Annotated in this window: 33 protein-coding genes, 2 tRNA genes and 1 pseudogene; 29 read left to right on the top strand and 7 right to left on the bottom strand. The window is 36.0% G+C overall.

Annotation, left to right across the window (positions count from 1 at the left end):
• Positions 1-59 precede the first annotated feature (59 nt).
• The 4 genes from PHY73_02100 to PHY73_02085 form a co-directional block, all read right to left on the bottom strand.
• Positions 60-320, bottom strand: coding sequence for a hypothetical protein (locus tag PHY73_02100; GenBank protein MDD3374497.1), 261 nt, complete (start codon positions 318-320; stop codon positions 60-62).
• A complete protein-coding gene (locus PHY73_02095; GenBank protein MDD3374496.1) occupies positions 320-586 on the bottom strand; it encodes a hypothetical protein in 267 nt (88 codons plus the stop codon). The genes PHY73_02100 and PHY73_02095 overlap by 1 nt, the downstream gene beginning before the upstream one ends.
• 140 nt (positions 587-726) lie before the next feature.
• Positions 727-1,077, bottom strand: a complete 351-nt coding sequence (locus PHY73_02090; GenBank protein MDD3374495.1) for a hypothetical protein — start codon at positions 1,075-1,077, stop codon at positions 727-729.
• 25 nt (positions 1,078-1,102) lie between these two features.
• Complete coding sequence (locus PHY73_02085; GenBank protein ID MDD3374494.1) at positions 1,103-1,723, bottom strand: hypothetical protein; 621 nt, start codon at positions 1,721-1,723, stop codon at positions 1,103-1,105.
• Positions 1,724-1,999: 276 nt separating this feature from the next.
• Here PHY73_02085 and PHY73_02080 point away from each other — a divergent pair, with 276 nt between their 5' ends.
• The 12 genes from PHY73_02080 to PHY73_02025 all read left to right on the top strand — a co-directional run bounded on the left by PHY73_02080 (position 2,000) and on the right by PHY73_02025 (position 7,945).
• On the top strand, positions 2,000-2,206 hold the full coding sequence (locus PHY73_02080) for a hypothetical protein (protein MDD3374493.1): 207 nt from the start codon (positions 2,000-2,002) through the stop codon (positions 2,204-2,206).
• A gap of 160 nt (positions 2,207-2,366) precedes the next feature.
• Positions 2,367-2,786 carry a hypothetical protein gene (locus tag PHY73_02075; GenBank protein MDD3374492.1) on the top strand — a complete coding sequence of 140 codons (420 nt, stop codon included), beginning with the start codon at positions 2,367-2,369 and terminating at the stop codon, positions 2,784-2,786.
• A gap of 67 nt (positions 2,787-2,853) precedes the next feature.
• Entirely contained in the window at positions 2,854-3,840 is a 987-nt protein-coding gene (locus tag PHY73_02070; GenBank protein ID MDD3374491.1) for a hypothetical protein, read from the top strand.
• Positions 3,841-3,857: 17 nt separating this feature from the next.
• The gene (locus PHY73_02065; protein MDD3374490.1) at positions 3,858-4,118 is read left to right on the top strand and encodes a hypothetical protein; all 261 of its coding nucleotides are present in this window, start codon (positions 3,858-3,860) and stop codon (positions 4,116-4,118) included.
• A gap of 32 nt (positions 4,119-4,150) precedes the next feature.
• Positions 4,151-4,522 carry a hypothetical protein gene (locus PHY73_02060; GenBank protein ID MDD3374489.1) on the top strand — a complete coding sequence of 124 codons (372 nt, stop codon included), beginning with the start codon at positions 4,151-4,153 and terminating at the stop codon, positions 4,520-4,522.
• Between the two features lie 12 nt (positions 4,523-4,534).
• Positions 4,535-4,951: a hypothetical protein gene (locus tag PHY73_02055; GenBank protein MDD3374488.1), complete on the top strand. Its 417-nt coding sequence runs from the start codon at positions 4,535-4,537 to the stop codon at positions 4,949-4,951.
• 37 nt (positions 4,952-4,988) lie between these two features.
• On the top strand, positions 4,989-5,153 hold the full coding sequence (locus PHY73_02050) for a hypothetical protein (GenBank protein ID MDD3374487.1): 165 nt from the start codon (positions 4,989-4,991) through the stop codon (positions 5,151-5,153).
• Positions 5,146-5,625, top strand: coding sequence for a hypothetical protein (locus PHY73_02045; GenBank protein ID MDD3374486.1), 480 nt, complete (start codon positions 5,146-5,148; stop codon positions 5,623-5,625). Before PHY73_02050 ends, PHY73_02045 begins: the two co-directional genes overlap by 8 nt.
• 18 nt (positions 5,626-5,643) lie before the next feature.
• Positions 5,644-6,123, top strand: coding sequence for a hypothetical protein (locus tag PHY73_02040; protein MDD3374485.1), 480 nt, complete (start codon positions 5,644-5,646; stop codon positions 6,121-6,123).
• The gene (locus PHY73_02035) at positions 6,120-6,278 is read left to right on the top strand and encodes a hypothetical protein (GenBank protein ID MDD3374484.1); all 159 of its coding nucleotides are present in this window, start codon (positions 6,120-6,122) and stop codon (positions 6,276-6,278) included. Before PHY73_02040 ends, PHY73_02035 begins: the two co-directional genes overlap by 4 nt.
• 62 nt (positions 6,279-6,340) lie before the next feature.
• Positions 6,341-7,060: a hypothetical protein gene (locus PHY73_02030; GenBank protein ID MDD3374483.1), complete on the top strand. Its 720-nt coding sequence runs from the start codon at positions 6,341-6,343 to the stop codon at positions 7,058-7,060.
• 12 nt (positions 7,061-7,072) lie between these two features.
• A complete protein-coding gene (locus PHY73_02025) occupies positions 7,073-7,945 on the top strand; it encodes a hypothetical protein (GenBank protein MDD3374482.1) in 873 nt (290 codons plus the stop codon).
• Positions 7,946-8,305: 360 nt separating this feature from the next.
• Here the strand turns inward: PHY73_02025 and PHY73_02020 are convergent, their stop codons facing one another.
• Complete coding sequence (locus PHY73_02020) at positions 8,306-8,596, bottom strand: helix-turn-helix transcriptional regulator (protein MDD3374481.1); 291 nt, start codon at positions 8,594-8,596, stop codon at positions 8,306-8,308.
• A 283-nt stretch (positions 8,597-8,879) separates the two neighbouring features.
• Between PHY73_02020 and PHY73_02015 the strand changes: the two genes are divergently transcribed.
• From PHY73_02015 to PHY73_01995, 5 genes are all read left to right on the top strand, one after another.
• A complete protein-coding gene (locus PHY73_02015) occupies positions 8,880-9,086 on the top strand; it encodes a helix-turn-helix transcriptional regulator (GenBank protein ID MDD3374480.1) in 207 nt (68 codons plus the stop codon).
• Between the two features lie 35 nt (positions 9,087-9,121).
• Positions 9,122-9,409 carry a hypothetical protein gene (locus PHY73_02010; GenBank protein MDD3374479.1) on the top strand — a complete coding sequence of 96 codons (288 nt, stop codon included), beginning with the start codon at positions 9,122-9,124 and terminating at the stop codon, positions 9,407-9,409.
• Positions 9,381-10,082, top strand: a complete 702-nt coding sequence (locus tag PHY73_02005; GenBank protein MDD3374478.1) for a recombinase family protein — start codon at positions 9,381-9,383, stop codon at positions 10,080-10,082. Before PHY73_02010 ends, PHY73_02005 begins: the two co-directional genes overlap by 29 nt.
• Positions 10,079-10,222: a hypothetical protein gene (locus tag PHY73_02000; protein MDD3374477.1), complete on the top strand. Its 144-nt coding sequence runs from the start codon at positions 10,079-10,081 to the stop codon at positions 10,220-10,222. The genes PHY73_02005 and PHY73_02000 overlap by 4 nt, the downstream gene beginning before the upstream one ends.
• 180 nt (positions 10,223-10,402) lie before the next feature.
• Entirely contained in the window at positions 10,403-11,491 is a 1,089-nt protein-coding gene (locus PHY73_01995; GenBank protein ID MDD3374476.1) for a tyrosine-type recombinase/integrase, read from the top strand.
• A 57-nt stretch (positions 11,492-11,548) separates the two neighbouring features.
• Here PHY73_01995 and PHY73_01990 read toward each other — a convergent pair.
• Positions 11,549-11,632, bottom strand: a tRNA-Leu gene (locus PHY73_01990).
• Between the two features lie 21 nt (positions 11,633-11,653).
• A tRNA-Ala gene (locus PHY73_01985) sits at positions 11,654-11,729 on the bottom strand.
• A gap of 330 nt (positions 11,730-12,059) precedes the next feature.
• Between PHY73_01985 and PHY73_01980 the strand changes: the two genes are divergently transcribed.
• From PHY73_01980 to gspG, 12 genes and pseudogenes are all read left to right on the top strand, one after another.
• Complete coding sequence (locus PHY73_01980; protein MDD3374475.1) at positions 12,060-13,016, top strand: biotin--[acetyl-CoA-carboxylase] ligase; 957 nt, start codon at positions 12,060-12,062, stop codon at positions 13,014-13,016.
• Positions 13,017-13,022: 6 nt separating this feature from the next.
• The gene (gene bioF, locus PHY73_01975; GenBank protein ID MDD3374474.1) at positions 13,023-14,198 is read left to right on the top strand and encodes an 8-amino-7-oxononanoate synthase; all 1,176 of its coding nucleotides are present in this window, start codon (positions 13,023-13,025) and stop codon (positions 14,196-14,198) included.
• On the top strand, positions 14,183-14,983 hold the full coding sequence (locus tag PHY73_01970; protein MDD3374473.1) for an alpha/beta hydrolase: 801 nt from the start codon (positions 14,183-14,185) through the stop codon (positions 14,981-14,983). The genes bioF and PHY73_01970 overlap by 16 nt, the downstream gene beginning before the upstream one ends.
• A 2-nt stretch (positions 14,984-14,985) precedes the next feature.
• A complete protein-coding gene (locus tag PHY73_01965) occupies positions 14,986-15,765 on the top strand; it encodes a methyltransferase domain-containing protein (protein MDD3374472.1) in 780 nt (259 codons plus the stop codon).
• Positions 15,762-16,367, top strand: a pseudogene (gene bioD / locus PHY73_01960) (dethiobiotin synthase). Before PHY73_01965 ends, bioD begins: the two are co-directional and overlap by 4 nt.
• A gap of 51 nt (positions 16,368-16,418) precedes the next feature.
• A complete protein-coding gene (bioA, locus tag PHY73_01955; GenBank protein MDD3374471.1) occupies positions 16,419-17,807 on the top strand; it encodes an adenosylmethionine--8-amino-7-oxononanoate transaminase in 1,389 nt (462 codons plus the stop codon).
• Positions 17,794-18,891, top strand: coding sequence for a tRNA 2-thiouridine(34) synthase MnmA (gene mnmA / locus PHY73_01950; protein ID MDD3374470.1), 1,098 nt, complete (start codon positions 17,794-17,796; stop codon positions 18,889-18,891). The genes bioA and mnmA overlap by 14 nt, the downstream gene beginning before the upstream one ends.
• 13 nt (positions 18,892-18,904) lie before the next feature.
• Positions 18,905-20,179, top strand: a complete 1,275-nt coding sequence (locus PHY73_01945; protein ID MDD3374469.1) for a glucose-6-phosphate isomerase — start codon at positions 18,905-18,907, stop codon at positions 20,177-20,179.
• Between the two features lie 235 nt (positions 20,180-20,414).
• Positions 20,415-20,948, top strand: coding sequence for a hypothetical protein (locus tag PHY73_01940; protein ID MDD3374468.1), 534 nt, complete (start codon positions 20,415-20,417; stop codon positions 20,946-20,948).
• Positions 20,949-21,078: 130 nt separating this feature from the next.
• Positions 21,079-22,770, top strand: coding sequence for an ATPase, T2SS/T4P/T4SS family (locus PHY73_01935; protein MDD3374467.1), 1,692 nt, complete (start codon positions 21,079-21,081; stop codon positions 22,768-22,770).
• Positions 22,771-22,959: 189 nt separating this feature from the next.
• Positions 22,960-24,180 (top strand): type II secretion system F family protein, encoded by a 1,221-nt coding sequence (locus PHY73_01930; protein ID MDD3374466.1) that lies wholly within the window; start codon positions 22,960-22,962, stop codon positions 24,178-24,180.
• 17 nt (positions 24,181-24,197) lie between these two features.
• On the top strand, positions 24,198-24,635 hold the full coding sequence (gspG, locus tag PHY73_01925; GenBank protein ID MDD3374465.1) for a type II secretion system major pseudopilin GspG: 438 nt from the start codon (positions 24,198-24,200) through the stop codon (positions 24,633-24,635).

Genomic DNA, 24,635 nt, shown 5'->3' with positions numbered 1-24,635 from the left:
TCTTACCTCATTGTCAGCTTTAATCAATTCTGCTTTTGGGTTGTTCTTCCCAATCTTTTTCATTGGGAGATACACACCACCACGTTCAAACACTTATTATTTTTGTATCTTGCTTGAATGATGTGAGGAAGTTGCTTAGAGGTGTAGTTTTTCTTTTCTCGAGTATTTCTTATAGATGGATTTACTGTTTCTTTAATAAATTTTAAAAGGTCTTTCAATCCTTCTTCGAGCTTTTCACCCCAATCGCTCTTAAGATAGTCTTCACATTTCTTAGACATTAATTCTGGATAGTCTCTCAATGCATCTTTATTTATTTCCATTATTGTCCTCTTGTTTCTTCGCCCACTAGAGATTTTGTTTTAGTTTCTTTTAGTTTCTTTCTTTCTTCTTTAGTTTTTTCAGAGAGTATAACCCTATTCGTAGTTGTTTCTATAAACTTGCCTTTAGTTTTATCAAAGATGAAGCGACTGAGTTCGTTTTTAGAATAACGAGGAATAATAAGTTGAAGTAGAAAACATGCAAGGCAGAGAAGTGAAGCATAGAATAACCATTGCTGCCAAATGGGAGAGTCTTTGAGCGGTTTCATAAATCCTCCTGAATCAGTTTTTATATTTCTGGTGCAGTCTAATCATAATCGTAAACCAAATAAGCACAGCTAATTCAATGATAATGATTATTAAAAGAGTTTCCATCTTATTTCCCTTTTTGCAAAGGTTTCTTTGTTCATTAAAAATTGTCGTCTTTTCTTGAAAGTAATTCATCAAGCTTATCTTCTATATTTTTGACTCTGTCGCAGAGTGCAACGTAAGTAGCAACTACATAGAAAAAACATCCGAATGCAATAACTTTCCAGAATCCTATTTCAGTGATTTTCTCCCATATCCAAAATAAGGGAGTGAGAATTATTAAAAATAGAACAAAGACTGCTTCTAATATGCTCGCAGTTGGAGTAGCGGCTTGATAGTTATAGATAAATTCGGATAAACCATATAAAAGAGAGCATCCAGCGACTATAAGCAAAAGCATTATCCAAGTTGTTTTATCAGTTAATTTGTTAGTTATTTCAGTAAGTTTCATTTATTTCTCCCTTGCAGAGAGTTCTTTATTTGTTGTCTTTTGTTTGTTTTGGGTCTTCTGGCAGTTTTATTGGAATCCTTATATCGCAATTCGTCCCAAAGTAATCCAATAAGGCTTGAATAATTTCTTTTTTGTATTTTTCATATGTGTATTCATATTCAACTGCTGTTCCTTGCCAGACTACAAACTTCTTTTTCGCTGCCCACTCTTCGGTTGAAAACAAAGTGAGAGCAAGACCTGTCATAGAATAGCTTGAAGTAGAGGAGATAGGTGCTGAAGATGTTGTTGTGCTTGAATAAGGAGTGTTGCCTATGCTTCCTCGAGTTGTTGATGTTGTGGGAACAAAAGAAGTATAGCTCGATTCAAATGTTTTTGAACCTTCGAAAAAATTTAAAAAATATTTTGAATCTGTTGCTTTTTCGACAACGTTGAACCCATTCTCAATCATCAGTGATTTTAGAAGATAAAAGAAATTTCTTTCTGGTATAGTAACGATTTTTTCATCGGAGTTTTTAAGAACGACATAAATTGGGTCGACTTTAGACAAATTATAGCTGAGGTCTGTTTCAGAATAAATTTTAACAGAAGGAATGGTTGTACAACCAACTAATCCTAAACACAGAATAATCAATAATAATTTTTTCATAAAATCCCCTTTGTTAATACCTATATTAAATCACAAAATATCAATTTTGTCACAAACAAAATAGAAAGGAAAATGAAATGAAATGCTGCGATTTGTGTGAAAAAGAACTGACCTATAACTACGACAAAGATGCTGAATCTATTATCTGTTGGAAGTGTACCTACAGGCTAGGAAATACACCAAATGAAAAGCTAAATACGATTCACACCATATTATTAGAAAAAGGCTTTAATCAGAAAGCTAAATTATTATCAACTTTTATCGAGGAGGAAACACATGAACAAAATCGAGAAGATGCAGGATGTTTGGTCAGAAGTAGAGCTTTGCGAAAAAATGGGACTGCCACTAAAAAAAGAAAAAAGCAGGGTAGTAGGTAATTGGGTTACCTTAGGACTTAAGTGTTTTGAAGTTGGAGATAGAAGATTTTTCGTAGAAGAAGATTTAGTTAAGTTCCTCAACAATCAATACAATCTTTCAAACTAAAATCTAAGGTTTTTAAATTATAGCTTAGGGCTTTTAAAGGGTAGCTTAGCCGACCTTATTTCAGTGATTTAAGCAAGTGGCTAGGGTAGCCTGCCTTAGTCGTTTTATGTGTAAATTGAAGAAAATTATAGGGGCTGAAAACGCCTCTTAGAAAGGAAACATGGAAGACAGAATTAAAGATATTTTTAAAAATATTCAAGAAGATGACGAAGAACAAAATATCAAGAAAACAACTTTTATTGATATGGAGTCAGGTCAACAAAGAACTTTGATTGAAAAACTTCATGAGGAACAAAAAGATGGTTGGAGAGGAATCAAGAAAGATATTCTGCATTTTTTTAAGACTAGCCCAACAAAATTAAATGATACCGAAGCTAAAAAGCTAAAAGTTATTTCTGACTGGGCATTCTCTGAAGGAAGAAGTTTAGATGAAGGACTTCAAAAACTTAGAAGCCTTGAAATTGAGTTAGGCATGCCCAGAGGCAAGAAAGAAGATAGGTGGGATAAAATTTTTATTCATGTTCAGATGGAAAAACAGATAAATGATTTAAGAAAGCAGCAGAAAGCTCTTGAGAGATAAAGGTTTTTGTGGTGTTTCTTGCCTCTGTTTCTTTGTAGTGATATGATATGAGAAATAGGAGGGGGCTATGAAGAAATTATTAATTGTTTTATTGTGTTTGTTTTTAGCGGGGTGTTCAACTGTGTATTATGAGGTAGGTGTGAGTTCTTTGGCTGGGGGAAGAATAGCTCCTGCTAGCAAGAATTATTTAGTTGCCTCAGGAAACAAAGGAACAACTTCTGATGATTTGCAGTTTATTGAGTTCGCTACCTATGTAAAGAGAGGTCTTGCTGAAAAAGGCTTTAAAATTGTTGATAAACCAGAGGAAGCAAATGCAATTATATTTCTAAGCTATGGTATAGGGAATCCTGTGGAACATACCTATACTTATTCTGTGCCAATATATGGACAGACAGGTGTCTCGTCTTCTTATACAACAGGAAATGCGTATTCTTTTGGCAATAATACCAATTTTTCTGCATCAACAACGTATATGCCAACTTATGGAACTGTTGGTTCAAGTCTTCAGCAGATAACAACTGTTACATATAGAAGATATATTAATCTTGAGGCATATGATTTTGATATAACAAATAAGGCAAATCAAAACACTCAACTTTGGAAAACTGAGATTGAAAGTTCTGGCTGGTCAGGAGACTTGAGAGCTGTATTTCCACCTTTAGTTGCAGCATCGTTTCAATTTTTTGGAGAGAACACTAGGCGAAAAGTTTATGTCAAGATTCAAGGAAATGATAAAAGAATTTTCGATATAGCAACAGATAAACAATTAGTTCTGGCAGTGAAATATAATAATGAAGCTTATGGATTATACAAGAAAGGCATAGAGCTGGAAAGAGGCATAGAGTTAGTTGACAAAGCTTTAGAGATGTATCCAGATAATGGAATCTTTCTATCGACAAAGGCAGAAATTCTATATAAGTTAGGTGATTATAATAGTGCTTATGATTACATAAAGAGAGGGCTTGAACTTGAGCCGAATCATCTTGAAATGAAAGAAGACTTAAAAAGAATAGAGAAAGCATTAAATAAAACAAATGAGGAAGCAAATAAATAAAAAAGAAGGCTAAAGAAGTGAATCCAGAGCCATTAAAAGAATACACTGATAAGGAGCTAAAAGCTCTATCAACTAAAGAACTAAAGGAATGGAAAACACATCCTTTTACACATCGTTTTAATGCTGATGGGGGAACATGGCTTAGGAATCTTATAAGCAGGATAGACCTTATTCTTGATGAAAGAGAGCAGGGTGCCACTAGACTTTATCGTCTTATTACATTTACTATAATTTTTTTAAGTCTTATCTTAACTGTGCTCTATTATTTTAAAGAATAATGAAACGATTCTTAATAGTAGATGAGAGGACTGTGAAAAAAGTAATAATCATACTAGTTTTATTGTTTCTTCCAACGCTTGCTTTTGCTCAATCAGCATTCTTTCCCCCAGAGGAATCTCAACAAAATGGTTATGATGTAACTGTTCAAAATTGGAATCAATTAAAATTACACGAGAAGAGTCAATTTATTAGCGAATCATTGGAAGAAATTGAAAGAAACACTGGTGAACATTTTAGTATTCCTGATATGGGAAAGTTTCAATCTGCCACAGATATAGCGATAGATTATTTTGTTAGAAATGCTCCTAATGCTAAGGTACCAATGATAAAATTTATTTTAGATTTGCTTAGATTAGAAGGTTCGACACATGACAGTCTTGAAGTTTTCCCAAATGTAGGTTAAAAGGAGAGGGCTATGAAAAAGTTATTGACTGTTTCATTGTGTTTGTTTTTAGCTGGGTGTGCGACTAATCAACTGCAACAACTATCGCCATCGAAAGCCAAGGTCAAACTATCTCTCTCGCCAGATTATTATACTGGAAAGCTTTCCGTTGAGGAATTGATGCAATATGTTAGAGAAATTAATTATACAGATGATTTCCCAGAGATTCTATGGGCTATGGGAGAAATGAACACACTTGAAGGAATTGTCCGCGGGAAATGTAATAATTGTAATTATTGTTTTAATATGTTGATAAAAGATTCATTTATAACTATTTATACTTGTCCTAAGTGCGGACAATTGATGAGCAAGACTGAGGCAATCGGAAATCTTGAAAGAAGTTTAGACGACCTTGAGAACAAAATGTTTCTTCTTGAAATATTAAAATAATGAAAAAACTAATTCTCCTCATAGCGAGCAAAGAATAATGAACGCTTACGAGCTCAAAGCAGAATTACGCAATAAACTCACATCTTTAAAAACAGCTATCGAAAGATTGCAGCAAGAAAAAGATGTTCCACAATCTTTTGTTGATGTTTGTTCTAAAGACCTAGACGCTATCGAGAAACTTGTTAATAGTATCAATGAATAAATTAATAATCATATTATCTTTATTGTTTCTACCGACTTTGTGTTTTGCTCAAGAGTATCAGTTTGCTGAATCTGAAGAATTCGGTAAATATATAAATATTTTAAAAGATGGAAAAGTTATTCATACCATTCTCCCTAAGCACCAGAGGGATATCTTGAAAGAAGATTGGATGGGTGATGAAACTTTTGTTCAGCCATTCTATTTTTGGCTTGCACAAAGGGGAAGTTTAGAGTCTCAACCAAAAGCCTTTGACGATATTCTAGGAGATGGGATTTCGAACTTTGTTTGTATAGAGCGTCCAGACGTGCTTTCTAATCATCCGCCTTGGTTTGTTGCTATCAGAACCTTTTCTGTTTCAGATACAGTTGAGGAGATTGAGACTAGACTTCTTTGGATAGGAGAAGAAGTTCATTATGATGATTTAGATAATGATGGAGCGCTTGAGTTAGTTTATTACGATGGAACTCGATAACGAGAAATAGGAGAGGGTATGTTTATTGATTTTACGGATAGAAATAAAGTTAGGGAATTACGAAAAAAGATAGAAAACTATGAATTTGTAAGTCAGGCTGATTTTGAGTTTTGGAAAAGAAACGACAACCCTGCTATTAGCTTAAAAACATCAGAAAGGTATTACGAAGAAGATGGATTTCGTTGCAGGGCATATGAGACATATGAAGATTATTTGAGAGAGCACAGCAAGTCACCAGAGCAGAGAGCGGCAGAGAAAAAAGAGCTTGATGATATATTTAATTCTCCTGCAGTAAAAGAAATTATGAAAAATGTTGGAGAAGATTTCCTAAAAGGAATGTCAGACCCAAATTCTCCACAGTGGAAAGAAAGAAAAGCAAAAGAAAAGGCTAAGCAGCGAGAAGCAAATAGAAAGCTTTTAAGAATTTGTGGAGCGGCTGTAATTTTCTCGGTTATAATATTATTATTTATGAAAATATCTTCACTTCTAGTTAAATGATTAAGCAAGACATTATTAAAAAGTTCCAAAAGTATCTAAAGAACGAAGATACTGCAAAGATTGAAGATTTGCTTAGCAGCCCCAAAGCTAAAAAAATAGTCAATGATTTTATTGATGATGAAATTAGTAAAACATTGAGTAAACCTAAGTTATAAATTAATCCAATAATTTCAATTAATCACCAAAGGTATCAAGCAATACCAGAAGGAGTTGTTTTATGTTTAGCGAAGAAGAAAAATTCGAAAAAGGTTGTACGATGTATTTAAATAAGAAAGGTTATTCAGATGACATTGAAGAATATCAGCGTCTTAGAAAGAATATGATTAAAGAAAACACACCTGAAAACAGAATAGCTTATCGAACCAAGGTTGCAGAGTTAAATTCTATTCTACAAAAAGAAATTGCTAAAGCACAAGCTATTGGCAATACAGAAGATGAAACGAATTTGATTGTATCGGAACTTTCGCTTGATGAGAAAAAGCATGAAGCCTTTGAAAATGTCTTTGGAGAGAAAGTCAGAAAAGGATGGACACCCGACGAAGAGAATAGATTAAAACTTGCCCAAACGAATTTTGATATGCGTCCAACAATTGAAAATGCTCAAGTTTTATTAGAAGCACAATTTCGTGGAGATATGGCAGGAGAACTCTCTAGAGAAGAATCACAAAAAGCTAATGACAGACTTGCAGATGTTATTTCAGGAATGAAAAAAACTGTTGTCGCGGACGCAGAAACATTGGAACAAAGAAAAGAGAGATTTGAAGCTGAAGCACAAGAGAGAAAACACCGAGAAGAAGAGATAAAACGTAAAATAGATGGTGACCCTCGTTTAGGAAGACCATCTAAAAATTCTTTATCCGCTCGAGAGCAAGAAGAATGTAATAAAAAAATCAGAAGAGCAACCATGGAAGACATGGGCGACATTTATAGTTTATAAAAAGGAGAAAATATGGACGAGCAAAATATTCAAGAAACACAAGAAACACCAGAAGTGTCAACAGAAGAAGTTTATGAAACGCCTACTGATGTTGAGATTGATACTCAATTAGAAGAACCTGAAGTGAGTGAAGAAGACATTAAAAAGACTAGAGATTATTCTGAAGAGTTTACTGACGAGGAATTAAATGAAAAAGATGAGAAGGGAGTTCCTCTTAGAAATAGATTAGCAGAAGCTCGTCGTAAGCAAGCCAAAGCAGAGAGAGAGGCTGAACAATTACGTCAACAACAAGTTCAAGAAGCTCAGCCTGAATATACCCTCGACCAACTCTCTGCATTTTATGAATATACTGACGACCCTCAATCAAAGGCATGGGCTGCTGCCGAGTATAAAAAACTCGAAGATAATGACCTTACACAAAAAATCAGAAATGAATGGCAAAACCTTGAAGCTCAGAAACAATATAATCAGGCTAGGGAGCAGGCTGTTTATGAAGTTAAAAATCTTTATCCCGAGATGTTTGACCCTAAAGGCGGTTGGAATGAAAAGAGTCAATTGTTTCAAAGAACAAAGCAATATTTCTTCTCAGACCCTAATATAACAAATCATCCAAGTGGGCTTTCTGCGGCTGCACGTTTAGCTGCTGCTGACCTTTCCAGAGGAACCCTTGAGCACAGAGCCAAAGAAACTCAGGCCTTGCGAAACAAAGTTGCTAAATTACAGCGTCAGACTGTCGTCGAGGGTGCAGGTAGTCCAAGCGCCTATTCTCAGCCAAGTGCTGACTTTGCATCGGCTATTCAAAAACTTAGAAGTGGTGGTGGTACTGTTAAGGCTGGCTCTGAAGCGATGGGGCACATTCTTCGGAAAAGTGGGTTTTTAGAATAATCAAGAAAAGTAGTTATTTACGTCTTTTTTACTCATTTTCTATATTATAAACCATTGAAGATAAAAGACTTAAGAAATTATTTTATCAGTGAAAAGAACATTGTTGTAATGTGTTTATTCTAAATGATTTACAGAATAAGTGTGAATCGTTGACAGCATTCATATTTCATAGGTTATTCAATCCTAATAGTTTACACCAATTATAGAATTACTTCTAAATCAACATTCCTAAGTTGCTCCATATCAATAATTTAGGGCAATAAGAAAAGAGCAAAGAGAAGCAAAACTAAAGTTTTTTGGGTACATACTATAGGAAGACTATTCAATCTAATAGGTGGGGTTTGTTCTTTGAAATGTTGGTTATTCTTTTAGGCTTTTTCTGTGGTTATCAGCTTCGTTATCCCAAATCTCAATATGCTTAACTATTTCTTTTTGGATTTTTAAAACTTCAGGGTATTTCTCTGCTATGTAATCTTCTAAAAGAAATATATCGTCAAAATACAAAGCTATTCTCCTCATCACCTCAAGAGAAGGGATTTTGCCTTTGGTTTCGATTTCAGACAGGTATGGTGGTGTTATTCCAATATCATGGGCAAATTCGTATGCTTTTTGTTTACCTCTGAGCTTTTTTATTTTTTCGCCAATCTTCATAAAAATATTATAGCAGTATTAATTCGCTAGACAACTAATTTCTTCTTGACTTATTATTTTGATGTGTTATATTCTTAGTTAGCTGGCTAACTAATACATTGATTGTTCTTTGAAAGATTGAGGATAGACGAACGCAAAATATTAGCTGGTCGATGAAGCGGCTATGATGTGTCAAAAAAATATATGTGTTTTGCAAGTTCGAGTGCTTATCCTAGATTTGAGGCAGGAAATATTTTTTTAATCAGGGAATTCAACAACAGTTAAGAATAAGAAGGAGGTAATCATGAGAGTATCGGGATTAAGGACGGTTAGATTAATCAAAGGTCTTCGTCAGTATGACGTTGGTAAAGCAATCGGTGTGCATGAAAAAAAGGTCAGTGATTGGGAGTTAGAAAAATCGGAACCTGATTCATATGAAGTTTCAAAGTTGATTGACGTTTTGGAATGCACTTCAAACGAGTTGTATGGATTAAAATTAGTCGAGAATTAAATTAACAAATTGAAAAAAGGAAATAGAAAATGGCGATGACTAACGAAAAAGAAATCATAGACGGGCTTCGTTTGGCTCAAACAATGTTGAACGATGCCAAAGCAACATTCGAGAAGAGTGTTGAAAGAATGCCATTTGAAATAAAAGAGAAAGCATTTCGAGAGCAGAAGATTTTTGAGGCTACAGCTAAATATATCGCTGCTCGTCAGACGGTTCAGGATGTAGCTGACAAGATTGAATTTCTAAAATTAAACAAAGAAGTACTCCAAGAACAATCGCACGAGGAGAAAAAAGATGAGTCCAGAACTGACAGAAAAACTTAATGCAATAAAAAATGATGGCAAGAAGAAACCGCACTTTGCAATACTAGTTCGTGTCAGCACAGGCGACCAGAACTATTCGATGCAAAAAACGCAATGCGAAGAATATGCTAAGAAATGTGGGTTTACTTATGAAATCTTTGAAGAAAAAGAATCTACAAGGGGAACAAGACCAATCAAGCAGAAACTTATGAATCGCTTGAGGAAGAAAGAATTTGACGGTGTTCTTGTTTATTCTCTTTCTCGATGGGAGAGGTCACTTAAAATCATTGTAAGTGATATGCAGGAATTTATAGACAAAGGAATTGTGTTCGTTTCTCTGAAAGAAAACATAGATTTTTCAACTGCTACAGGAAAGTTGCAATTTCATATCATAGCCGCATTTTGCGACTTTGAACGAGAGATTATCAGAGAAAGAACGATTGACGGACTTAAAAGAGCAAGAGCTGAGGGAAAAACTCTGGGCAGACCTCCTAGGGTTTACGAGGAAAAAGGGAATCGTTCTAAGAAGAACTATCAAGAGCGTTGGGACATTTATCATGAAGCGATGGAGTCTATTAAGAATTCTACAGACGCAAATCACATCACTAATGATTTGCTTAAGCATAAACAAAAGAAAATCAGAGTATCTGCTATTCGTAAATTGCAGGAACTCCAACTACAGGGGGCTGTATGACGTATCGTTTAAAAGTCGCTACTATTGTTTGTGAATCTGAGTGGGACACTGATTTTCCAGTCGATAAATGGAAAATTTTAAAAGATTATTCAAACAAATTCGAAGATTGTGTGATTAGCTTAACAGAGGGAGGGAAATAACAATGGTTCAACAGTTAATAGATACACCAGAGTTTGCAAAAAGAGCAAACACTACTGAACGTAACATAGACTATCTTCGCAGAAAAGGTGCTTTCAAAGACGCTGTCTATTGGGTCGGAAGAAAGCCGAGATACGACTATGAAAATGCTATAAAAAATCTACAAGCTGACAGGAAATAGCATGGCTGGGGTAAGACGAAAAGGAAATAATAAGTCTAGTTGGCAAGGTTTTTATTATATAGATGGAGAGAAGTTTTCTGTTTATCTTAAAAAAGCCGATTTTCCTGCATATAGAAACGCTTTAAAAGAATGTAGGCGTCTTGAAGCTATTGGTCAAAAGCCGATGAGCAAGAATTGGGTTGTTAAAGAGTATTTAGAAGACTTTATTAACAAAAAAAGCATTGCTATTGGAACGGTAAAGAGATTCAGTGACCACGCTAGAAACTTTTGTAGGTTTTTAGAAAAAAAGCATCCTGATGCCTTTATGCACAAAGTTACAGCTGATATGGTCGAAGAGTTTAAGAAATGGATGCAAGATAACAATTACTCATCTTCATCAACAAATGGTGCTCTTAGATTATTGCGTGAGGCGTGGGAAAAAGCCAAAGACAAGCAAATAATTCCAAAGAATGTGTTTAAAGAAGTTTCCTATTTGAAGGAAGTTAAGAGGCAGAAAAGACCGCCATCCAAAGAAGAAGTGCTAAGGATGATTTATTGGTTCAAGGAAAATGCCTATATACACCTCTTGATAGTCTATTTCTTAGCAACGCAGGGCTGGCGTAGAAAAGATATTGTTACACTAAAGATGAAAGATATTGATTTAAAGAATAAAAGACTATATCTGTTTATTCATAAAGCTAAAGAAGAAGACTACATTAAGCTAGGCGAGCGGCAATGCGAGGTTATTAATGAGCACATTCTGTATCTAAAACGAAAAAGGCTATACAAAGAAGATGGATTCTTATTTCCTTCTAAGAGTAAGAAGTGCAAATCAGGGCATGTTGGTATAGACCAAACACGCAAGCTGATGAAAAGAGGCATGAAAGAACTGGACATAAAGACTAACTTCTACCCTCATATCTTCAGACATTATGTTGTGACGTTGTTAAAAGCAGCAGGCGTTTCTTCTATAAATATTGCAGAGACCACAGGGCATAGAAGTACAAGAACGATTGATGAGAACTATGCTCACCCAGACTCAGAAGTTGTAAAAAAGAATAGAGAAATTCTTGAATTAGATATAGGGCTAAGCCCAAAGAGCAGTGACTAATCTGGTGACTAAAACAATTAAAAAAGGAGGTATAGAGACGAGAGAAAGAAAGTTAAGTGCTGGAGGAGGGAGTCGAACCCTCATGCCCGTGAAGACACTGGTTTTTGAGACCAGCGCGTATACCAGTTCCGCCACTCCAGCAAGTTTTCAAAGAAATTGTTTTGGTGGAGCTGGAGGGATTCGAACCCTCGACCCCTTGCATGCCATGCAAGTACTCTCCCAGCTGAGCTACAGCCCCAAAACTTCCGCTATTTTTAATTCGGCATGGTTTTGCGGACGTGCTGATTTCCTTTGTTTGAAATTAAGATAAATCAGCCAGCCCCAATTTTCTCAATGTTCAATTTAGATGAATTGGGTGCGTGCCAATTTCCGCTATGTAAATTTAAGGTTAATCAGCCAGCCCCAAAACTTCACGAAATATTTGCGTCTAAAGATGTTCCCCAATATAGCATTTGACGAAAATTTTGTCAATGAACCCGTCTTTTTGATTGTCAACCATAGAAAGTAATGTGGTTGACAATATAGGCCAATAACTGTAATATGATTTCTTAAAAAGAAAGCATATTTTATGAAGCAAAGAATCCTTCAGTCTTTAAGGAGTTCAAAAGAGTTTCTTTCCGGAGAAGAGATAAGCAGAACCTTGTCTTTGAGCCGAAGCGCTGTTTGGAAACATATTAAGAACTTGCGCGAAGATGGATATAAGATTGAGGCTATTCCTCGCCGTGGGTATAGGCTCATTATGTGTCCTGACAAGCTTTTGCCTGATACGATTAAAGCAGGGCTACAAACGAAGATTATAGGTATCGATATTGCTTGCTATGATTCTATCGGCTCAACCATGGATATCGTATCTCAAAAAGCTTTCGATGGTTCACCAGAAGGATTTGTGGCTTGTGCTGAAACCCAGACTAAGGGACGCGGTAGGCTTGGTAGACAATGGTTGTCCTCTAAGGGCAAGGGTTTGTATTTTTCTATTCTTTTGCGTCCAAAAGCGCTTCTGTACGAGATTTCGGGGTTAACGCTTCTTTTGTCTGTTGCTGTGTCTAGGGCGATTAAAAAAGTATGCAATGTTTCTGTAAGAATAAAGTGGCCGAATGACCTTGTGATTGATCAGGAAAAAGTTGCTGGTATTTTAACAGAACTTAACGGAGAAGTTGATCGAATTAATTTTGTTGTTGTTGGAATCGGCATTAATGTTAATGAGTCAAAGAGTTCTTTGCCTAAAGAAGCGACTTCTATTCTTATTCAAAAAGGAAAAAAAGTCTCGCGTGTTAAATTATTGCAAGAAATATTAAGAGAAGTTGAGCGATATTATGTGTTGTTTCAGGATCAAGGCTTTGTGCCTATTTTTGATGAGTGGCGTGAGCTATCTGAAACATTAGGAAAATATGTTAGAGTTATCCAACCTTCTGGTTTCGTTGAAGGATATGCGGTCGATATTGATGCTCAAGGTGCTCTTTTAATTGAGCAAAAAGATAAAACGATAATTAAAAGAACCTCTGGAGAAATTATTCATCTTCGGTAAAAAACAATGAATACAAATCTTATTAATCGAACATTAGTAGAATTAGAGTCTAAGGGGTTGAGACGTTCTTTTAGAAACGTATCAGGAAAGCAATCTAGACGAATCTTGATTGACGGAAAAGATGTCTTAAATTTTTGTTCGAATAATTATTTAGGCTTAGCGGATGATGTCCGTTTGTGTGATGCGGCAGAGCAGTCTTTGGAAAATCAGGGTTTTGGGTCAGGGGCATCGCGTTTGGTGTGCGGGAATTTTGATGTGCACAGGCAATTAGAAAAAACAATTGCACAATTTAAGGGAAGCGAAGATTGTCTTGTTTTCAGCACAGGGTATATGGCGAATGTTGGGATTCTTTCGAGCGTATGCACAAGAGAAGATGTTGTTTTTTCAGATCGGCTAAATCATGCCTCTATTGTTGATGGCATTGTTTTGAGCCGAGCAGCTTTTAAGCGTTATCCTCACCGGGATATGGATATTCTTGAGAAAAGGCTTCAAGAGGCAAAAGGATATAGAAAAAGGCTTATTGTAACCGACAGTGTTTTTAGCATGGATGGAGATATCGCCCCTTTGGATAAAATTGTTTTTTTGGCAAAAAAGCACGATGCCCTTGTTATGGTTGATGAAGCTCATAGTTTTGGTGTTTTAGGAAAACAAGGAAAAGGATTAGCTGAGCATTTTGGAGTTGAAAAAGAAATCGATATTCAGATGGGGACACTAAGTAAAGCGGCTGGGTCTTTTGGGGCGTATTGTTGTGGTGCGAAAGAAATGATACAGTTTTTTATGAATAAAGCACACAGCTTTATTTATACTACGGCCATGCCGCCTTCAGTTGCAGCGGCTTCGATTAAGGCGATCGAGATTATTCAATCTGAGCCTCAGCGCCGGTCGTTAGTTTTAGGTCATAGCCAGAGGCTAAGAAAAGAATTAAAGCAGATGGGATTTGATACGCTTGATTCCTGCACGCCGATTATTCCCATTATTGTCAAAGACGAATCTTTGGCGCTTAGGTTTTCTCAAAAGCTTTTTGATGCAGGGATTTTTATTCAGGCAATTCGTCCTCCAACGGTGCCTGCAAAGACCGCGCGGTTACGTGTAACAGTTACGGCATCTCATACAAAAGAAGATATCGATTTTGTTATTGAGACTCTTCAAAGAATAGGAAAAGAATTATGTCTTATCTCATAACAAAAGAAAATATTCGTTGGCATTATAATGTGCTGGGAAAAGGAAATTGTATTTTTTTCATTCATGGATGGGCTGCAAACATGCGGGTTTTTAGCCAGCAGGCAAGATACTTTTCTCAAGAATATAAAGTTGTTCTTGTGGATTTGCCAGGGCACGGAAAAACGAATTGGAAAGAAATAACTTTTGATGACATTGCTACTGGAATTAAAGATATCGCTGATGTGATTGGTATCAACAAATTTAGTATTGTTGGAAGCTCTATGGGTGGATTTGTTGGTCTTAAAATAGCACAATTGTTTCCACAGCGAGTTGAGAAGCTCGCAATGATTGGGTCTCTTCCTAAATTCTTAAAAACACAAAAGCGTCCTTTGGGGTTAACAGAATTTGAGATGAATAAATTAAAACAGCAGATCCAGACAAAATACCCAGGTATCCTTGATATTTTTTTTCGTTCTTTGTTTACGCTTCAAGAGCGGGAGAGTGAGAAATTTAAATGGATTCATCAATTTCGAAAACAGGAAAAAGTGCCACAAAGAGAAGCGCTTGAAAGTTTTTTGGAAATGTTAAAAGAAGGGGATTTAACAGAATTTGCAGAGAGTGTGAATATTCCCATTCTTTTTTTAGCTGGTCGAAAAGATTATATTTGTTCGCAAAGTTCTCTGAAATTTATTGGAAATATTGTTCCAAAGGCAACCATTGAGTTTATGGAAGATTGTGGGCATTTTCCATTCTTAATAAAGTCTGAAGAGTTTAACAAAAAAGTTGAAAAGTTTTTAATATCTTAATTATGAATATTCTTAAAGCCGATAGGCCTCAATTATCTTTTTCCAAGGCGTCCGAGCGCTATGAAGAATCTTCGGATTTGCAAAAAAGAATTGGCATCGATCTTCTTTCGCGGATTCCAGGTAAGAAAACATATCTTTCTATTTTAGATGTTGGGATGGGAACAGGATGGCTCACAGAACGAATTGGGATAAAATTTCCTGATGCACGTTTGTTTGGTGTTGATTTGGCACCAGGAATGGTTTTAGCTGCTAAGGACAAAAACATTGATGTTGTTTTGCAGGCTGACGCCCAAAGCCTACCGTTTGAAGATTCATCTTTTGATCTTGTTGTTTCAAATTGTGCCTATCAGTGGGTCAATGATTTAGAAAAAGCATTTGCTTCAAGCCGAAGAGTTTTAAGGCAAGAAGGAGATTTTTATTTTTCATGTTTTGGAAAACAAACTTTAAAAGAATTATGGGCATCTTTTAAAAATGTTTCGAGAGATTCTATTTTGCGCGACGAACGCTGGGACAGTCTTGATCAGAACTATGTTTTTAATACGCTTGCTTCAAGTGGATTTAAAGATATTGATGTTTGCCGCGAAATAGAAGAAATAAAGTTTGATGATATGTTTGATCTAATCCGTTGGCTTAAAACAATTGGGGCTAATCAAGTTAAGCGAAGTGCATTTGTCGGTCGAGATATTTTAAATCAGGCAAATAAGTTTTATCAGGATCATTATTCTGACGGCAAGCGTATTTGTGCAAGCTTTGAGGTTATAAAAGCAAAGGCAAGAAAATGAGACGCAAACAAGGCATCTTTGTTACATCTACTGATACGAATATAGGGAAAACAATTGCGACATTTGTTTTGGCAACATTGTTGCAAGAAAGAAAAATTAATGTTGGCGTGATGAAGCCTATCCAGTGCTCGGGCCAAGACGCTTTATTTTTAAAAACATCTCTAAGCTTAGATGATCGAATAGAAGAGATTAATCCTTTTTTTGCCAAGGATCCTTTTTCTCCGCATTTAGCTTTTAAGCGATCAAAAAATAAAATTAATATTTTAAAGATAAAAAAAAATTACCAATCTTTGATGGAGAAATATGACGTTGTTTTAGTCGAAGGAGCAGGGGGATTATCTGTTCCAATTAAAGATAATTATTTGATGAGTGATTTAGCTAAAGATTTGGATTTAGATGTTGTTGTGGTTTCTTCTTTGAATCTTGGAACAATCAATCATACGCTTTTGACTATTAGTGAGGCGCGCGCGCAAGGCCTCGACGTTAAAGGTGTTATTTTTAATGAATCTTTAAGATTAAAAAAAGGTATGGTTGAAAAAACAAATCCAGATGCAATCAAGAAAATTGGGGATGTTTCTGTTTTAGGTTTTATTCCGCATTTCAAACGAATTACTAGAAGTGAAGTTATTAATCAATGCTCGAAGAAAATAGATTTGTCATTTATTTTAAAGAAAAGATCGACAGTTTCTGTTGAGAAATTTGAATCTGATGATAAAGAATATATTTGGCATCCGTTTACGCAAATGCAAGATTGGCTTAAAGCTAATCCTTTGATTGTTGAATCCGCAAAGGGGTGCTATTTAAAAGATATTAAAGGCAAGAGGTATTTAGACGGGGTTTCAAGTCTTTGGGTCAATGTGCATGGGCATCAAAAAAAAGAAGTTGATCAGGCTATTGAAAAACAATTAAAAAAAGTAAGTCATTCAACGCTTTTGGGGCTTTCTAATGTGCCAGCGGTAAACCTCGCCAAACGTTTGATTTCGATTGCACCTAAGGGATTAAAAAAAGTTTTTTATTCCGACAGCGGATCAACTGCCGTCGAGATTGCCATTAAGATGGCGTATCAATATTGGCAAAATATTGGAAAAACAAAAAAAGCAAATATTATCCATTTAGCGCATTCGTATCACGGAGATACTTTAGGCAGTGTGAGTATTGGTGGCATTGATTTGTTTCATAAGGTGTATCGTGACTTGATCTTTAAAACAATTAAGTGGCCAACGCCAAGTGCGAGTCCGTTTGACAATTCTGAGAAATTTAAAAAAGACTTTTTGCTTTCTGTTAATAAGCTCGAAATATTTTTAAAAAGATCGCATCATAAAGTTGCAGCTTTAGTTGTTGAGCCGCTTGTACAAGGGGCAGCGGGCATGATTGTTTGGCCTAGTGGAATTTTAAAGCGTTTGTCAGAAATATGTAAAAAATATGATATTTTCCTGATTGCGGATGAAGTCGCAACAGGATTTGGTCGCACAGGAACAATGTTTGCATGTGAGCAAGAAAAAGTAGTACCAGATATTTTATGTTTGGCTAAAGGAATGACCGCAGGATATCTTCCTTTGGCCGCAACATTAACGACAAAAAGAATTTATGATGGATTTTTATTTGAGTATAAAGATCAAAAAACTTTTTTTCATGGCCATACATATACGGGCAATCCTTTGGCATGTGTGGCAGCTATTGCAAATTTAGATATTTTTAAGAAGGAAAAAACTCTCGAGAAATTAAGAACGAAAATAGTATTCTTGGAAAAACAGCTTAATAAGTTTAGAAATTTAGAACATGTTGGGGCTGTGCGCCAAAAAGGATTTATGGTAGGCGTTGAATTGGTGGCAGATAAAAAGAAGAAAAAAGAATATAGATGGGAAGAGCAAAAGGGAATTCAGGTTTGTCAAAAAGCTCGAGAGAAAGGTGTCATTTTGAGACCTCTTGGCAATGTGATTGTTTTCATGCCTCCCCTTTCGATAACCAAAAAAGAGTTGGAAAAACTTTGTTCAGTAACATACCAAGCAATTAAGGCTGTGACAGAAAATGATTGTACATAAAAAAAAGAAAAAGACAGTTTTTGTGGCTATGAGCGGTGGCGTTGATTCATCTGTGGCAGCCGCACTCTTGAAAAGCAAAGGTTATCGTGTTGCTGGGATAACAATGTGTTTTAATATTTCTCTTGCGCCAGGCAAAAGGCCGTCGTGCTGTGGCGCTGATGCGATTGAAGACGCTAAACGCGTTGCGCAAACATTGAACATTCCGCATTATGTTTTAAATTTTGGAAAAGAATTAAGTGATCATGTTATTGATCCTTTTGTTGATGAATATTTAAGCGGAAGAACACCAAATCCATGTGTGCGTTGTAATCAATACGTTAAGTTCGGAACGTTGCTTAAAAAAGCAAAAGCGCTAGGCGCAGATTATCTGGCAACGGGTCATTACGCTCAAGTGAGTCGTGGAATATGGAATAAAAGTTTTAAACTAAAAAAAGGAGTGCAGGGATCCAAAGATCAATCTTATTTCTTGTATCAGATTAGAAAAGAAGACTTGCCTTTTATTTTATTTCCGCTCGGATCGTTAGTAAAAAGCAAGGTTCGAAAATTAGCTAAACGTTATAACTTGAAGAATGCTCAGAAAAAAGAAAGCCAGGATATTTGTTTTGTTCCTGATTCAGGATATCAGAAGTTTATTCGAGATCGGGCTGGAGAAGAGGTAACATCTATTGGCCCTATTAAAGATAAAAATGGAAAAATTCTAGGCGAGCATCAAGGAGTTGCATTTTATACGATTGGCCAAAGAGAAGGGCTCGGCATTGCTGTCGGAAAGCCGATGTATATTTATAAAATTGATAAAGAAGAAAATGCGATTTATGTTGGTGACAAAAATCTTTTGTTATCTAAAGAGTTTTCTGTAAAGGATGTTAATTTTATAAGTTGTGATATTCCAAAGAAAGAGATAGAGGTAAAGGTAAAAATTCGATATAATCATCCAGAAGTTAAGGCGCGATTGGTTTGTCAGAAATCCGGGGAGGTAAAGCTTTATTTGAAGCGTGCTCAGAGTTCAGTTACGCCTGGTCAGTCTGCAGTTTTTTATCGAAACAATGTTGTTTTAGGTGGAGGCATTATTAACGAGGTCTTTTAAATGGGGGAGTTTTATGGATATTAAATTTGACATTAAGAATTTAGATGGATTTATTGATAAAAATGAATGGAAGGCGATTGAGCCTGCGGTTGAAAAGGCACATCAAGATTTGATTAATAAAACAGGACAAGGAAGCGATTTTACCGGATGGGTAGATCTTCCATCCAAAATGAGTGATTCCTTAATTGACGAGCTTGAGAGTTTAGGAGAAGAGGTCCGGGCTCATTCGGATTGTTTGATTAGTATCGGTATTGGTGGCTCGTACCTTGGCGTACGGGCAACAATGGAGTTTCTTGTCGCAGATCAAAAGATGCCAGTTTATTATGCCGGCAACAATTTGAGCGCTGGTTATTTGTTTCATTTGCTTGAAAGGGTAAAGGATAAAAATGTTACGGTTGTGGTTATATCAAAATCTGGCACAACAACAGAGTGTGCATTGGCATTTCGTATTATTAAGCAATTCATGCAAAAAAAGTACAGCGCAGAAGAACTTAAGAAACGTATTATTTGCGCGACAGATGCAAACCGAGGGGCTTTAAAGAAAATTGCAGATCAAGAAGGCTATAAAACATATCCGATTTATGACGATGTGGGCGGACGTTTTTCGGTTTTGTGTCCGGCGGGTCTTGTTTCTTTGGCTCTTGCCGGTATTGACATTAGACAGCTTGTTGAGGGAGCAAGAGTTGCCGAAAAGAAGTTTATGACACCAAGTATTGATCAAAATATTGCACATCAATACGCTGCGGCTCGTTTTTTGCTGCATCAAAAAGGAAAAAAGATTGAGGTTTTATCTTCATTTTATCAGAGGCTCCCTTATGTTGCAGAATGGTGGAAACAGCTTTTTGGTGAGAGCGAAGGAAAAGATGGCAAAGGAACATTTCCTGCTTCTTTGAATTTAACTGCTGACCTTCATTCGATGGGGCAGATGATGCAGGAAGGCGAGCGAAATATTTATGAAACATTTTTGATGGTTGAAGATTCTGGTTATAAAATGATTATTCCTGAGGATGCTCAAAATTTAGATAATTTTAATTGTGTTGCAGGAAAAGATTTGGATTTTGTTAACAAGCAAGCCTATAAGGCTACAGCTGAAGCGCATTATGAAGGGGGTGTGCCTAACATGACGATTACGTTGCCATCTTTTAGTGCACATACGCTGGGACAGCTTTATTATTTCTTTCAAAAAGCTGTGGCAACAACGGGCTATTTGATGAAAGTTAATCCATTTAATCAGCCCGGAGTTGAGGCTTACAAGAAAAAGATGTTTGCACTTCTAGGACGTAAATAGAAATAAAAAGGCTCCCATTTATTTGGGAGCCTCTTTTATAAGGTGATAGACCTTGATCGCTTTCGCTATCTACTACCTCCTATTTCTAATTTAAGTATGCCATATTTTTTCTTTAGATTCAAGGCAGAGTGGGAATTTTTGTTTTTAAGATTTTTTAATATTCTTTTGTCATAAGTTGACAACCGCAGTATGCCATGCTAAAAATAGGATAGGCGAAAAGCCTATTTATATCAATATGAATAATAAAACTAAAATTTTTATAGGTCTTTTGTTAATTATTGTTGCTTTTGTTTGTGTTATAGCTGTTTCTTATTCTATTGATCAAAGAAACAAAGAAAGCATTCAAGAAACAGATGCCCTTCAAGTACAGCTTGCCAATTTGATATCCGAAAAAAGTCAGAATTTCCTTTCTGAATCTGATCAGGAGAAAGTTAAACGAGACCCGATTAAGATTGAAGATATTTTAGCGAAAGCCGAAATTATTTATGGTGATCAAGAACTTAGTCGTAAGGATGGGGTCTTGTGGGTTGATCGCAAGTCCTTGCGATGTATGGTTACTCTTGGAGTTGTTAACGGTCTTGTCTCTGGATCGTATTTAGGTGTTTATGATGAAAAAAAACGTGATGACGGGGTTATTGTTAATGAAAAGATCGCAGATGTGATGGTGGATAAAGCGTATGACATTATTTCATATGTTAGCCCTGTGAAAAAATCTTTAGATGATTTTTCTCGAGATTATTATCGAGTAACTGTAAAAAATCCCCTTTAATATCATTTTCTTTATTGGTCTTTTCTGAATCAAAGATATCATAGAAGCTAATATCGAGACCTTTTTATATTGAGAAAAGACCAGAATATTTTCATTGTTATTATTTTTAGTTTAAAAGAGGTCAGTAATCATGAAATCAAAATCTCCTATAGGACAGCTTCTTGTTGAAAAAAACATTATCAGTGCTGATCAATTGAATCAAGCATTGGTCGAGCAGAAGAAGACCAAAGAAATGCTTGGCGTCACATTGGTTCGGCTTGGTTTTGTCGATGAGGAAAAAATTTATCTCCCAATTCTTTCTGAGCAGCTAGGCGTTAAGTTTATTAATTTAAAAGATTTCTCGATTTCTCCTGATGTGATTAAGTGCGTTCCTGCCAAAATTGTTGATTATTATAAAATTATGCCTGTTGATTATAAAAACAATGTTTTAACAATTGCCCTAACAAATCCTTTAGATATTCATGTTTTAGATGATGTGTCTCTTGCAGCGAAGGCCAAGGTGGAGGCTGTTTTGGCAAGTCACAAGGATATTGAAGAAGCGATTCGAAAATATTATGGATTAGGGGCGCAAACCATTGAAAAGATGATGGATGGTGTTTCTGTCATTGACGAAGAGGATGATCAGAGTGATGTTGAAGAGCTGGATTCAGAAGCTTCAATAGGAAAATTTATTAATCAGATTCTTTTAGAAGCATATCGAAATGGGGCAACTGATATTCATATCGAGCCTTTTGAAGATGAGCTTAGTATTCGTTATCGCGTGGATGGTCTTCTACATGATGCAAAGGTTCCTGCGAATATTAAGCATTTTAAAGATTCGATCAACTCACGTATTAAAATTATGTCGAATTTAAATATTGCAGAAAAACGACTTCCTCAGGACGGACGTTTTAAAATTCGCACTAAAGATGCTGACTTGGATTTGCGTGTTTCGTTTTTGCCGACACCTTACGGGGAAAGTGTTGTTATTCGTCTTTTAAGCTCGACAAAATTGTATAGTTTATTAGATTTAGGATTAGGCGGGCAAGATGAAGTTCTCTTGGCGAATTTAATCCAAAAACCACACGGCATTATATTTTTAACGGGACCAACAGGAAGCGGAAAGACAACAACATTGTATTCTTGTCTTTCAAGGATCAACAGTATTGATAAAAAGATTATAACCATAGAAGATCCTGTCGAGTATCAGCTTAAAGGTGTTACCCAGATTCAAATTAACTCACAAGTTGGCCTTACATTTGCAGCTGGTCTTCGATCCATGTTGCGTCATGATCCAGATATTATGATGGTTGGTGAGGTTCGTGATTCAGAAACTGCTGAAATTACCATTCAAGTTGCGCTAACTGGGCATCTTGTTTTTTCGACGCTTCATACAAATGATGCCGCATCAGCTGTGGCACGTCTTTTAGATATGGGCATAGAGGCGTATCTTATTGCTAGTTCGGTATTGTGTTTTATTGCTCAAAGGCTTGTTCGCTTGATTTGTCCGAAATGTAAGCAACCTGTCGAAATGACTCCTTCTATGATTCAGAATCTTGGCTTGAAAGCAGAAGATTTGCAAGGTGTTACTGTTTACGAGGGAAAAGGGTGTGAGTTTTGTGGGATGACGGGGTACAAGGGCAGGCAAGGCATTTATGAGTTTTTGCTTTTAAATGAAGAGATCAGAGACTTAATCTTAAGGAGAGTCTCGGCTACACAAATAAAAAATAAGGCTATTGAATGCGGTATGAGAACTTTGCGCCAAAGTGGCTGGGAAAAGGTTAAAAGCGGATTGACAAGTCCAAGCGAGGTTATTCGCGTTACACAAGAAGAAAATATTTAGATTTTAGAAGATTTTTAATAGATGCCGGCCATTATTTTTTGATAGCCGGCATTTTATATATAAAAAAATGTTTTATTTAATTAATAATTATAAAATTATAAATTTTTATAGTATATAAATCTATATATACATATATTCTATATTGTTCATCTTGCAATGATATTTTTGATATGTTAGAATGACTTTGTTATGGCAAAGTTTTCTTATAAGGCTAAAAAAGGGCCTTCCCAGATGGTTGAAGATATTATCGAGGCTGAGAATTTTGATCAGGCCGTTGATAAAATTATTCAGCTGGGACTCTCGCCAGTCGATGTTGTTCCCTACAAAGCAAGCAGTGCTGCTAGATCCAAAAAAGAAACGAAATCACCAAGAATAAGAGTAAAATCATCAGATATTGTTTCTTTAACGCGACATCTTTATGACTTGATTGATTCGGGTGTTCCGATTTTACGTGCGCTTGAAACTTCCTCCCGCCAAGTTAAAAATGTTTATTTCAAGACCGTTGTTGAAAACATTCGTGCTTCTGTGGAAGAGGGAAATTCTTTGTCCGTGAGTCTTGAGGCATATCCTTATATTTTTCCGCCACTGTATATCAATATGGTTAAGTCTGGCGAAATCAGTGGAAAGCTTAATGTTGTATTGGGGCGCTTGACAGAGTCTTTAGAAAAAGATCAAGAAATGGTTTCAAGAGCGAGGACGAGTCTTATTTATCCGCTGTTGATCTTAAGCGTTGGGATTATGACAATTTTTATTTTATTAACTTTTGTTATCCCGCGTTTAACAGAAATGTTTGAGGATTTATCAGCAAGTCTTCCTTGGCCAACGTTGTTTTTGATTAATGTTAGTGACTTTTTAGCTCGGTTTTGGTGGGTAATTGTTTTGGTGTTGGGAGCAGGTATTTTTTATTTAAAAGAATTTTCTCGTTCCGGAGAAGGAAAATTTTTATTTGATCGAATGAAATTAAAAATTCCTGTTATTGGAAAATTTATCGAAAGTATCGAGATTGCACGTTTTGCAAGGACGCTGGCAACCTTGCTTGATTCGGGTGTTATCATTGTCTCGGCATTAAATTCTGTTTCTGATATTTTAGAGAACGAAGCTTTAAAAACAGATATTAAAAAAGCGGCTAAACAAGTTTCTGCAGGATCAGGCTTGACAGAAAGTTTTCAGCATAGCCGATTTTTTTCTCAGGCAGCGATTGATATGATATCGACCGGAGAGCAAGCGGGTCGTGTTGAAGCCTCTCTTTACAAGCTTGCTAACGTTTATGAAAAGCAATCAGATCAAATGATGAAAACAATTACTGCTTTGGTGGAACCGATTTTGATTGTTGTAATTGGGTCTGTTATTGGATTTGTGGTTGTTGCGATGTTACTTCCAATATTTGAAATGAATTCAATGGTTCGTTAAATAGAAAGGATAATGAAATGAGAAACAAAGAACAAGGTTTTACTTTAATCGAGATTATGATGGTGGTTATTATTTTAGGTATTTTAGGTGCAATGGTTGTGCCGAATATGGTTGGACGAGGTGAGCAGGCGCGTGAAACGGCTGCTTATTCTGACATTGAGGCTAATTTGTCAACGGCTTTAGATTTGTATGAGCTTGATAATGGAAGATATCCTACGACTGAGCAAGGACTAAAAGCGCTTTTGCAGGAGCCGACAACGTCCCCTGTTCCGATGCATTGGAATGGTCCATATTTAAAAAAGAAAAAAATTCCAAAGGATCCTTGGGGTGCAGAATATTTATACGTTTCACCTGGCATTCAAAATCCAGAAGAATATGACTTGTCTTCTCTTGGTTCTGATGGTGTCGAGAGTGAAGACGATATTACGAATTGGACACAAGAGTCTTATGATTAA

The organism is Candidatus Omnitrophota bacterium, assembly GCA_028693815.1.
Lineage (GTDB): Bacteria > Omnitrophota > Gorgyraeia > Zapsychrales > Aceulaceae > Aceula.
This window is presented reverse-complemented; position numbering and strand designations above follow the sequence as displayed.

Bases quoted from the DNA above. Each gene is read 5' to 3' on its own strand.
- PHY73_02100 (MDD3374497.1), bottom strand. From the start codon at position 320: ATGGAAATAAATAAAGATGCATTGAGAGACTATCCAGAATTAATGTCT.
- PHY73_02095 (MDD3374496.1), bottom strand. From the start codon at position 586: ATGAAACCGCTCAAAGACTCTCCCATTTGGCAGCAATGGTTATTCTAT.
- PHY73_02090 (MDD3374495.1), bottom strand. From the start codon at position 1,077: ATGAAACTTACTGAAATAACTAACAAATTAACTGATAAAACAACTTGG.
- PHY73_02085 (MDD3374494.1), bottom strand. From the start codon at position 1,723: ATGAAAAAATTATTATTGATTATTCTGTGTTTAGGATTAGTTGGTTGT.
- PHY73_02080 (MDD3374493.1), top strand. From the start codon at position 2,000: ATGAACAAAATCGAGAAGATGCAGGATGTTTGGTCAGAAGTAGAGCTT.
- PHY73_02075 (MDD3374492.1), top strand. From the start codon at position 2,367: ATGGAAGACAGAATTAAAGATATTTTTAAAAATATTCAAGAAGATGAC.
- PHY73_02070 (MDD3374491.1), top strand. From the start codon at position 2,854: ATGAAGAAATTATTAATTGTTTTATTGTGTTTGTTTTTAGCGGGGTGT.
- PHY73_02055 (MDD3374488.1), top strand. From the start codon at position 4,535: ATGAAAAAGTTATTGACTGTTTCATTGTGTTTGTTTTTAGCTGGGTGT.
- PHY73_02050 (MDD3374487.1), top strand. From the start codon at position 4,989: ATGAACGCTTACGAGCTCAAAGCAGAATTACGCAATAAACTCACATCT.
- PHY73_02045 (MDD3374486.1), top strand. From the start codon at position 5,146: ATGAATAAATTAATAATCATATTATCTTTATTGTTTCTACCGACTTTG.
- PHY73_02040 (MDD3374485.1), top strand. From the start codon at position 5,644: ATGTTTATTGATTTTACGGATAGAAATAAAGTTAGGGAATTACGAAAA.
- PHY73_02035 (MDD3374484.1), top strand. From the start codon at position 6,120: ATGATTAAGCAAGACATTATTAAAAAGTTCCAAAAGTATCTAAAGAAC.
- PHY73_02030 (MDD3374483.1), top strand. From the start codon at position 6,341: ATGTTTAGCGAAGAAGAAAAATTCGAAAAAGGTTGTACGATGTATTTA.
- PHY73_02025 (MDD3374482.1), top strand. From the start codon at position 7,073: ATGGACGAGCAAAATATTCAAGAAACACAAGAAACACCAGAAGTGTCA.
- PHY73_02020 (MDD3374481.1), bottom strand. From the start codon at position 8,596: ATGAAGATTGGCGAAAAAATAAAAAAGCTCAGAGGTAAACAAAAAGCA.
- PHY73_02015 (MDD3374480.1), top strand. From the start codon at position 8,880: ATGAGAGTATCGGGATTAAGGACGGTTAGATTAATCAAAGGTCTTCGT.
- PHY73_02010 (MDD3374479.1), top strand. From the start codon at position 9,122: ATGACTAACGAAAAAGAAATCATAGACGGGCTTCGTTTGGCTCAAACA.
- PHY73_02005 (MDD3374478.1), top strand. From the start codon at position 9,381: ATGAGTCCAGAACTGACAGAAAAACTTAATGCAATAAAAAATGATGGC.
- PHY73_02000 (MDD3374477.1), top strand. From the start codon at position 10,079: ATGACGTATCGTTTAAAAGTCGCTACTATTGTTTGTGAATCTGAGTGG.
- PHY73_01995 (MDD3374476.1), top strand. From the start codon at position 10,403: ATGGCTGGGGTAAGACGAAAAGGAAATAATAAGTCTAGTTGGCAAGGT.
- PHY73_01980 (MDD3374475.1), top strand. From the start codon at position 12,060: ATGAAGCAAAGAATCCTTCAGTCTTTAAGGAGTTCAAAAGAGTTTCTT.
- bioF (MDD3374474.1), top strand. From the start codon at position 13,023: ATGAATACAAATCTTATTAATCGAACATTAGTAGAATTAGAGTCTAAG.
- PHY73_01970 (MDD3374473.1), top strand. From the start codon at position 14,183: ATGTCTTATCTCATAACAAAAGAAAATATTCGTTGGCATTATAATGTG.
- PHY73_01965 (MDD3374472.1), top strand. From the start codon at position 14,986: ATGAATATTCTTAAAGCCGATAGGCCTCAATTATCTTTTTCCAAGGCG.
- mnmA (MDD3374470.1), top strand. From the start codon at position 17,794: ATGATTGTACATAAAAAAAAGAAAAAGACAGTTTTTGTGGCTATGAGC.
- PHY73_01945 (MDD3374469.1), top strand. From the start codon at position 18,905: ATGGATATTAAATTTGACATTAAGAATTTAGATGGATTTATTGATAAA.
- PHY73_01940 (MDD3374468.1), top strand. From the start codon at position 20,415: ATGAATAATAAAACTAAAATTTTTATAGGTCTTTTGTTAATTATTGTT.
- PHY73_01935 (MDD3374467.1), top strand. From the start codon at position 21,079: ATGAAATCAAAATCTCCTATAGGACAGCTTCTTGTTGAAAAAAACATT.
- PHY73_01930 (MDD3374466.1), top strand. From the start codon at position 22,960: ATGGCAAAGTTTTCTTATAAGGCTAAAAAAGGGCCTTCCCAGATGGTT.
- gspG (MDD3374465.1), top strand. From the start codon at position 24,198: ATGAGAAACAAAGAACAAGGTTTTACTTTAATCGAGATTATGATGGTG.